The 1,841-nt window shown below is 35.8% G+C and carries 2 protein-coding genes; one reads left to right on the top strand and one right to left on the bottom strand.

What is annotated here, in order from left to right; all coding sequences use genetic code 11:
• Positions 1–39: 39 nt before the first annotated feature.
• Positions 40–456: a cation diffusion facilitator family transporter gene (locus ABF638_RS37815; protein WP_435027859.1), complete on the bottom strand. Its 417-nt coding sequence runs from the start codon at positions 454–456 to the stop codon at positions 40–42.
• A 730-nt stretch (positions 457–1,186) separates the two neighbouring features.
• Between ABF638_RS37815 and ABF638_RS37810 the strand changes: the two genes are divergently transcribed.
• On the top strand, positions 1,187–1,735 hold the full coding sequence (locus ABF638_RS37810) for a PEP-CTERM sorting domain-containing protein (RefSeq protein WP_435027858.1): 549 nt from the start codon (positions 1,187–1,189) through the stop codon (positions 1,733–1,735).
• The last annotated feature ends 106 nt before the right edge of the window (positions 1,736–1,841 follow it).

The following is a 1,841-nucleotide window of genomic DNA, read 5'->3' as shown; positions in this document are numbered from 1 at the left end:
GGGGGATCAAAAGTGCCTAAAGTTACAGAGAGAAACTTTTCAAACATCCTCTAAGACGGCAATCCCTAACATTGGTAAGCCCAAAATGCTTGCTGGATGTTGCCAACGTTGAATAGCTTCCTGTATGATAAAAGTTGCGATCGCAAGTAAACTTAATCCATTCAACAAAGCTGCTAAAACTTCGATCCGCTGATTTCCAAAGGTTGCTTTTTTCTTAGCTGGTTGCTGTGCTAAAAAACTAGCAAGTAGCGATATTGCTAAGGCTGTAATATCCGATAGAATATGCCCTGCATCCGCTTGTAATGATAAACTTTTACTCCATAAGCCCACACTCCACTCAGCAATAAAAAAAACAACAAGTAAACCTACTGTTATCCACAAAACTTTGGCTTTTTGCTGATTATTAAATATTTTTACCGAATCATCTTCACATCCACACCATTGAAGTGAAAGCATTACTAAAAAAACCTTTTTACAGTATAGTATTAGCTCAATTGGTATGACGTTTAAACTCACAAATATGTGAATACCAGAAAAAATATGAATCTATGAAAAAGTTATCTTACTTAATTTAAGAAATGGTAATGCTTGTGTTAAAAGTTGTAAATTAAAGCAGAATAATCCGTGCAGTTTCAAGAACAGCAAGCAGCAAATATCCTATTATTAATTTCTTGCTGATTGCACAATAACTTTATTTGTAGTCAAAACTTACAATCATCTTCTCAAGCAGAGTAGATGATGATAACCATTATCTTTTTAGCTTCTACTGATACAAGTAATAAACACCTTTTTGATGCGCGAAGATACGTTATCTAAATATATATTGATAATAAGAATCCTTTTCACTAATTTTCAAAAATATTTGAAGATTATGAGCTTCCAATTTGCATATTCACTGACTATCAATCAAATTTGGTGAATTATTTTCATCGGATTTTATGAGAATTTGACGAGAAAAATTTTTGGAATGACAAAGACTGACTAAAGTCAGGGGCTTGAAACCTTTTTATATTGAGTGGATAAGTAGAATTATCACTTCACAGTAAATTTATATATCTCTGACAATCTTAAAGATTTTACGATAATAATCTTTTGTTTGATATTTCTTAACCTGTACGCAGTGGTTAAAAGCTTATGTAAGTGAAATTACAGGACTATTGATTTTTTAACTCTGGAGTATATTCTGATGAAATTAGCTAAAAATCTTGGTATCGCGACCGTTGCAGCTGCCATGTCTATTGCTGCTATGGGTGCTAAACCGGTGCAAGCTGCCTTGGTTAATTACGGTTTCACTGTGAATGCCACATCTGGCGACAATCCCGGTCAGTATTTCGGCTCTTTTCAATACGATGACTCGACCTTAACCAATACAGGTCTTGAGACATTGGGAGTTGAGAATGGATTAGCAGTTGCATTCAACTACTTAGGTACTAACTATACAGAAGCAGATGATATTGATTTCGACAGTTTTCCTATAGCCAGCTTTAACAATGGCGAAGTTCTAGGACTAAGCTATTTTGTTGCAGACCAGTTTGTGATCGGAAGTGATCCAAATACTCCAGATGTCGGAGGAAACAACTTTTATCTGATTGATCAATCAGTAAATACAACACAAGTAGGTACTGTAAGCTACACTAAAGTACCCGAACCGTTAGCTGTTGGTGGTACGGCTATTGCTGCTGTTATAGGATTGTGGATGCAACGTAAGAAGAGAGCAACAAAATTTGTGGGTTAATACTTGACTGTTTCCCAACCTGAAAACTGGGAAACCATTATTGGAGGCTCGGCCTAGGGTGTTGACTCTGTACCCTTTAGCCCGTAAGACTTCATGCAAAAAATGT

The sequence above is a fragment of the Nostoc sp. CALU 1950 genome, from assembly GCF_051172895.1.
GTDB classification, from domain to species: Bacteria; Cyanobacteriota; Cyanobacteriia; order Cyanobacteriales; family Nostocaceae; genus Nostoc; species Nostoc edaphicum_A.
Note: the sequence above shows the minus strand (reverse complement) of the source record. Positions and strands in the feature narration are given on the sequence as shown.

Excerpts from the sequence above, each read along its gene's own strand:
- ABF638_RS37810 (WP_435027858.1), top strand. The coding sequence starts at position 1,187 with ATGAAATTAGCTAAAAATCTTGGTATCGCGACCGTTGCAGCTGCCATG.
- ABF638_RS37815 (WP_435027859.1), bottom strand. The coding sequence starts at position 456 with ATGCTTTCACTTCAATGGTGTGGATGTGAAGATGATTCGGTAAAAATA.